Source organism: Hyella patelloides LEGE 07179 (assembly GCF_900659865.1).
GTDB classification, from domain to species: Bacteria; Cyanobacteriota; Cyanobacteriia; order Cyanobacteriales; family Xenococcaceae; genus Hyella; species Hyella patelloides.
The window spans coordinates 1-7178 of sequence record NZ_LR214086.1; the positions used below are offsets into that span (position 1 = coordinate 1).

General features: G+C 39.7%; 5 protein-coding genes and 1 pseudogene. 4 read left to right on the forward strand and 2 right to left on the reverse strand.

Going from position 1 to position 7178, the window contains the following annotated elements; translation table 11 throughout:
* Positions 1 to 485 precede the first annotated feature (485 nt).
* Complete coding sequence (locus H1P_RS29220) at positions 486 to 2408, reverse strand: LysR family transcriptional regulator (protein WP_144874370.1); 1923 nt, start codon at positions 2406 to 2408, stop codon at positions 486 to 488.
* A 213-nt stretch (positions 2409 to 2621) separates the two neighbouring features.
* Here H1P_RS29220 and H1P_RS29225 point away from each other — a divergent pair, with 213 nt between their 5' ends.
* From H1P_RS29225 to H1P_RS29240, 4 genes are all read left to right on the forward strand, one after another.
* Complete coding sequence (locus H1P_RS29225) at positions 2622 to 4331, forward strand: fumarate reductase/succinate dehydrogenase flavoprotein subunit (RefSeq protein WP_144874373.1); 1710 nt, start codon at positions 2622 to 2624, stop codon at positions 4329 to 4331.
* 21 nt (positions 4332 to 4352) lie between these two features.
* On the forward strand, positions 4353 to 4580 hold the full coding sequence (locus H1P_RS29230; protein ID WP_144874375.1) for a 4Fe-4S dicluster domain-containing protein: 228 nt from the start codon (positions 4353 to 4355) through the stop codon (positions 4578 to 4580).
* 286 nt (positions 4581 to 4866) lie between these two features.
* Positions 4867 to 5835 carry a HEAT repeat domain-containing protein gene (locus tag H1P_RS29235; RefSeq protein WP_144874377.1) on the forward strand — a complete coding sequence of 323 codons (969 nt, stop codon included), beginning with the start codon at positions 4867 to 4869 and terminating at the stop codon, positions 5833 to 5835.
* Positions 5832 to 6827 carry an Mrp/NBP35 family ATP-binding protein gene (locus tag H1P_RS29240; protein ID WP_144874379.1) on the forward strand — a complete coding sequence of 332 codons (996 nt, stop codon included), beginning with the start codon at positions 5832 to 5834 and terminating at the stop codon, positions 6825 to 6827. The genes H1P_RS29235 and H1P_RS29240 overlap by 4 nt, the downstream gene beginning before the upstream one ends.
* A 114-nt stretch (positions 6828 to 6941) precedes the next feature.
* On the opposite strand, the pseudogene H1P_RS39095 reads toward H1P_RS29240, so the two are convergent.
* Positions 6942 to 7055, reverse strand: a pseudogene (locus tag H1P_RS39095) (type II toxin-antitoxin system VapC family toxin); the annotation flags it as partial.
* Between the last annotated feature and the right edge of the window lie 123 nt (positions 7056 to 7178).

A 7178-nucleotide genomic window follows, 5' to 3' on the forward strand; every position in this document is an offset into this window, starting at 1 on the left:
ACTAACTTTCTGTTCGCAAGTATAAGCAATATTTATTTTAAATTTCGATTATTAAAACATTAGTACTGATAAATAAGTGGAAAAGTCAAGGCTCTCAGCATAGCGATCGCACTTGTCCATCTACTGAAATTAGATTACCGAAGCATATTTTACTATTGGGAGCTTAATCTAACTAAAACCCTTCTGCCTTGACCTAACTTTTAAGTATTGTATCTAGACAGGATTTTGTATTACTTAACCCCCTACCTGGTAATATCGGATATATCCGATATTATCCGATATATCCGATATGCCTAGCAGAAAGACAGAAAATGTTACGAGAGTTGATATTCGCATCCCCAATGAACTTTATCAACAAAGAGGCAGCAATCTAAATAGTCTTTTTCCTTTACAATTGACCAAGCAATACCTTGATAACTCAATTTTTGTGTGATGAGTCAAAAGCGGGACAATTGCTATATCGTTCTTAGCTTTACTCCTTTTTTTTAATTTTGACTAGCAATTTGCAGAAATTCTGATTGAATCCAGCGAGCGAGTAAAATATCTTTCAAACTTTGTAGATGGGGGATAGCTTGGAGTTTATTTATATGTTCTTCTGCCCAGTCTGGACGAATTTGCCAATCGGTAACAAATAAACTTGAGGTAGCTTCTGAAAAACAAGAACTGAGAGTATTAGCCAAAATTTGCGGTTTTATCTTCGTCCATTTACTAACTAAATAAAATGCCGAAGGTGTATTTGTCAGCCAATATTGAGCAGCAATTAGTGCTTTAAGATAGCTAACAATTATTTCAGGATATCTATTGGCAAAAGATTGAGACACTACTACGCCATAAAATCCTGGTAGGGGGCTTAAATTACCATTGAATAAATATTTGAAATTACCGCGATCGCAAGCCAGTTGATGAAAAGGCGAAAAGTAGGCGTATCCTGCTGCTATTTTCGGGTCGGAGGGTGTTTTTAGTTGAGAATTTTTGAGTGGAAAAAGCTGCACTTCAGAAAGCAAATCTAAGTGAGATAAGGTTCTTAAGAGCATTCCATGAGCAGACGAACCAAAAGGAAGGGCGACGGTTTCTCCTTTCAAATCCTCAATAGTTTCTAATTTTGATGTTTGAGGTACTATTACGGCATTACCATCGCCATCGGGATTAATTGAGACAAAACTGACTAACTGAGTATTGCTTGATGAGGCGCGATCGCTATGAGGGATGGCACTTTGCAACAGGGGATAATCTCCCAAGATACCAATATCTAATTTCTGAGAATGTAAACCTTCAGCAATAGGCATACCCGACAAAAAATTATGCCATTGAATATCGTACTTTATTTGAGCATAACGTCCCGTGCGAGGTAAAAACTGTTCTAGCAATCTTAAACGTTGTACGATTAATCCTGCGGTAATGGTAGGAATTGTACCATTTTGTACGCCAAGATTGATGGTTATGGTTTTTTCTGCATTGCGATTCTTGTTGGCAAAAGTTGGCGATTTAGGAGCAGATGCAGTCGGGAATAGAGTAAGAAATTTTTTGACAGGAGTTGAAGTTTTACGATTATCGATCGCTTTAGCAGTTTTTCTCCTTAAAGATAGATATATACTTGCGGGTAGGGCGAATTCTTGTAGAGTAATGGCAGTTAATAGTTTGGCATTTAATTCTGCTTGAAATTCTAAATCGGAAGCGAAACCAATGTAATCACCTTGAGTAAGATAAGCTCGCATCAAATTAATAGTATCTACAGTTTCGATACGGGGAAAATCAGTTGGTTTTAAACCTAATTTTGCGATACGAGATACAAAAACTTGACGACTAGCAAAGCGATCGCTTAATAAAACCAGTGGTTTGTGTTGAATATCTATCAAAGTTTGCCAATTCTTCTTGGCTAAAAGACGATCTGATGCAACTATCAAACTGTATTGAATCGAGGCAATACCTCTTTGAGCTATTTCAGGACAATCGCTTAATTTAGCTTCAGAAAAACCCACATCGATATTATTTTGTATAATTGCTTTTTCTAATAATTTACCATTATTAAAAACTTCTAATTTGGTTTGAATTTCGGGATATTTTTGTCGATACTGATAAATAATTTTAGGCAGCCAACTTTGAGCCAGTCCTTGAGAACTACCAATAGTTATTTGATTTAAATTATATTGTCTAAAATTCTCTACTTTACGGCTAATTTCTGTCTCTAATTCAACTAGCTTTTCGGCTTCTTTAACTAAATACTGACCGATATCAGTTAATTGTATTTGTCTTCCCAAGCGAACGAAAAGAGAAATTTTTAACTCCGATTCTAAAGATTTTATTTTGGCACTAACTGCTGGTTGAGTGAGATTCAAGCTTTTGGCAGCTTCAGTAAAATTTAAACAACGAGCAACAGCTAAAAAAACCTTTAATTGATAGATTTCCATGTTAATAAATAGTAGTTAAAATGCCTATTAAAAAAATTTATTGATTCATATAAACTTTTGATGAACAACTCTCGTAAATTGAAAGATAATTTAAAAAAGCCAACAGTAAATCTTACTTCTCAGTTTTATAAGTAAATTAAGTAAAAGCTAATAGCTAATCGTTAGTAGCTTTTAAAAAATCATAGTAAAGCCCTTTCAAGTGGAGAACAGTACATGACGAACACTCAACACCTCAAGACAGACGTTTTAGTAGTCGGCGGTGGTACTGCTGGTACGATGGCAGCGATTAAAGCCAAACAAGCCAATCCAGAAGCAGAGGTTTTAATTTTAGAAAAAGCTAACATTCGACGCAGTGGCGCGATCGCCATGGGGATGGATGGAGTCAACACTGCCGTTATTCCTGGCAACTCGACACCAGAACAATATGTCCGCGAAATTACGATCGCCAATGATGGCATCCTCAATCAGAAAGCGGTGTATCAGACTGGGAAACTGGGTTACGAAGTCATCCAAGAATTAGATAGTTGGGGAGTTAAGTTTCAAAAAGATACCTACGGCAACTACGACTTAAAACAGGTGCATCGAGTAGGTAAATACGTTCTACCAATGCCTGAAGGGAAGGATTTAAAGAAGATTCTCACTCGTCAGGTAAAACGTCACAAAGCCAAAGTTACCAATCGGGTGATGGCAACCAGGGTAATGGTAAAAGATGGTAGGGCGCGCGGTGCGGTGGGATTTGATGTCCGTAACGGTGATTTTGTAGTCATTCAAGCCAAGGCAGTAGTTCTCTGTACGGGGGCGTGTGGTAGATTGGGATTACCAGATTCGGGGTATCTCTACGGTACTTATGAAAACCCCACTAATGCTGGTGATGGCTACTCGATGGCGTATCATGCAGGAGCAGAATTAACCAATATTGAGTGTTTTCAGATCAACCCTCTAATCAAAGATTACAATGGCCCCGCCTGTGCCTATGTTGCCAGTCCTTTTGGAGCATATACGGCTAATGCAGAAGGACACCGCTTTGTTAGTTGCGACTATTGGAGCGGTCAAATGATGCTGGAGATTTGGAAAGAATTAAACTCTGGCAAAGGGCCGATCCAGCTTAAGATGACCCATTTAGATGAAGATACCATTTCTGAAATTGAATCTATTCTCTGGGCAAACGAACGTCCTAGTCGAGAAAGGTTTCATCAAAGCCGAGGGGAAAACTATCGCACTCATGGGGTAGAAATGCATATTTCCGAAATTGGCTTATGTAGCGGACATAGTGCTTCGGGAGTTTGGGTTAATGAGAAAGCAGAAACAACTATACCAGGATTGTATGCTGCGGGAGATATGGCTTCTGTTCCCCATAATTATATGATTGGAGCTTTTGTATTTGGTCGTTTGGCTGGCGTAGCTGCGATGGAATACGTGCGGGATGTGGCGCATTTAGAACCAGATGCCGACTGGTTAGCAGCAGAGAAAGAACGCATCTATAAACCCCTACAAAATCCCGATGGTATTCCCCACACCCAGGTTGAATATAAATTACGTCGCATTGTCAACGACTATCTGCAACCTCCCAAAAATACCCACAAAATGGACATTGCTTTAAATAAGTTTGTCAATTATCACGATACTTTAGACTTAATGGGAGCAAGAGATCCTCACGAACTAATGCGCTGTATGGAAGTTCACTTCATTCGCGACTGTGCAGAAATGGCAGCTAGAGCTTCTCTGTATCGTAAAGAAAGCCGTTGGGGTTTATATCACTATCGTATCGATTACCCAGAGAAAAACAACGAAGAGTGGTTCTGTCACGTCAATCTGAAGCAAGAGAATGGCAACATGACTCTCTTTAAACGTCCCGTCGAACCCTATATCGTCGATGTGAATTTAGAAGAAGAAGTTTACGACGTGAAAGTAACAAGTAAGTAATAAGTAATAAGTAACAAAATTATGGCTTTAACTAATCAACGTGTTGATGTTCCTGTAATCGTAGATGAATCTAAATGTTTGGAAAAATGTCATGCTTGCATTGAAGTTTGTCCCTTGGATGTCTTGGTAAAGAATCCTGAAACGGGTAAGGCATATATGAAGTATGACGAATGTTGGTTTTGTTTGCCCTGCGAAAAGGAATGTCCCACAAATGCGATTACAGTACAGATTCCTTTTTTATTACGGTAAGTGATGTTGCTAAATTCTACTAAAGAATGATTGAAATTAAATAAGACAATCCTGAAAGCCAATATGTTTTTGAACTGGCATTACAGTCAGCCAGACTTGAAAAAAGAAAGTATATCGAAACCGAAGATTTACTTTGGGGATTGCTTCATTTAGTGCAAAAAGGCAACTCCGACTTGAGCGATCTATTTAAAAGATATGAGGTAGATATTAAATCTCTTACCAATGAACTGACCGAAATAAATAACTAACTTATTGTTCCGAGTAAAATAAAAATTAGGTTTTTTCCATGTATGACGACATCAGTGATGAATTAAAGCCCTGGGTGGAAATGCTCCAGTCTTCAGTATTAGAAGACCGTTTAGTAGCAGTAAAAACCCTACAGCATATGGGAGATGAAGAAGCGATCGCGCCTTTAATTCAAGCTTTAGAAGATGAAGATACTAATATCCAGAAGATTGCCATAACTGCTATCTGGGAACTGACTAACCCCATCGCGGTGAAACCATTAATGGCTTGTTTGCGAGCGCCAGATGGAGAGGTGAGAGAGGAAGCGTTATCAGCATTAAAAGAGTTGATTGCACCAGCCGATCTATTGATGTTGCTCGATGCAATCCAAGAAGATAATTTTTATATGCAGCTTAATGTTTTAATTCTGCTGCGGAAAATACACGACGCGCAAGCACTACCTTATGTTTTGCCGTTTTTTGAATCGGAAAAGGAAGAACTACGGGAAGCAGCCATTACCACCTTACGCTATCTCAATCAAGTAGAAACCTGTCCCCCTGCTTTAAATCTCATGGACGATCCTGAAGTCACTGTGCGTCGTTCTACTACCTTAACTTTAGGCTATTTACGAGACGAAGAAACAGTAGAATTACTTTGCGAAGCTCTAACTGACGATCCAGATTGGCAAGTACGTCGTAATGCAGCCCAATCCTTAGTCTTACACCAGGATGATAGCTCAATTCCTTGGTTGGGAAAAGCCCTGTCAGACGAACATTGGCAAGTACGCAAGTTTACCGCCCGCACTCTTCAAGAAATTGCCGATGACAGTGTTATCCCTGCTTTAATCAAATGCCTTACTGATGAATACTCCGATATCCGTCGCGATGCTGCGATCGCATTAGGAAATATTGGCAATCCTACCGTCTTGAACGCCCTTCAGCAAACCCTAGACGATCCTGATGCTGATGTAAGGATATTCTCCCAAAAGGCGAGCGATAAAATTCGCGAACAACAGGGTGTTGCCTCATGAACGATAGAGAACAACAAACCATTCAACTACTAAAACAGATTATCGAGCCCAATCTCAACAATGACATTGTGAGTTTGGGCATGGTAAGGAATCTCAAGCTGGTAGATGATTATGTTTATCTCAAGCTGTATTTAGGTTCTCACCAATACGACCTAAAGGGCAAAGTACAAGCTGCTTTATCTACTCTCGATTGGTGCAAAAAGCCTTACATTCAGGTTTGTAACATTCCTGGAGTAAAACTCACTCTGGCAATTTCTAGTGGAAAAGGAGGGGTGGGCAAATCTACCACTTCGGTTAATTTTGCAATGGCATTAAGCTTATCGGGGGTAAAGGTAGGCTTGCTGGATGCGGATGTTTATGGTCCTAATATCCCCCAAATGCTCGGTTTAAAACAGTCTGAGGTACAGGCGATCGATACTCCCCTGGGACAAAAGTTCATCCCTTTAGAAGCGCATGGTATCAAAGTCATGTCTGTGGGCTTGCTTGCCGAACCCGAACGTCCTTTAGCTTGGCGAGGTCCCGTACTCCACAAGATCATCACCCAATTTATTAACGATGTGGAATGGGGAGAATTAGATTATCTTTTAATCGATCTGCCTCCAGGTACGGGGGATGCTCAAATTACTATCGTTCAAGAAAGTCCCATCTGCGGGGTGGTAATGGTTACAACTCCCCAACAGGTAGCATTATCCGATGTGCGACGGGGAATCTATATGTTTCGTCAGGTAGGCGTTCCCGTATTAGGTATTGTGGAAAATATGAGTTATTTGGTAGATGAGAGAGGAAAACGTACTTCTGTCTTTGGTAGTGGTGGTGGTAAACAAATCGCCCAAGAATTATCAGCACCATTATTAGGACAAATTCCCCTCGATCCTCGCATTTGTAGCGGTGGCGATGAAGGAAACCCCATTGCTATCAGTCAACCCGATTCTTTAGCTGCTCAAATATTTAATCAGATTTCTCTAGCTTTAATTCAAACTTTTAACCTTTAGGCTGGGAAGTCCTCAACTAGCGATCGCATTTAAGGTTGATCTCTAATTGAGTCGTTTATTTAGATATTGAAAAGTTTTAAATACTTAGGTAATACCTGGTTCTAATTCAAAAAACTACCATAATCTCTGAATAGGATATAAATCAAAAATCTCATCTGTCCCCACAACAGGAATTTGTTCCACCATAGCCTGAGCAATTATCAAGCGATCGAATGGGTCGCGATGGTAATCGTTCATTCCCCCCTAAAAAATTCCCAGGAAAATTAGGCGCGAGGAATCCCCGCAGATTAATTACAAACAGGAAAAGGTGGTGGATTAATTCCTTTTCTTGCCCCTCTCAAAACTTGAGCG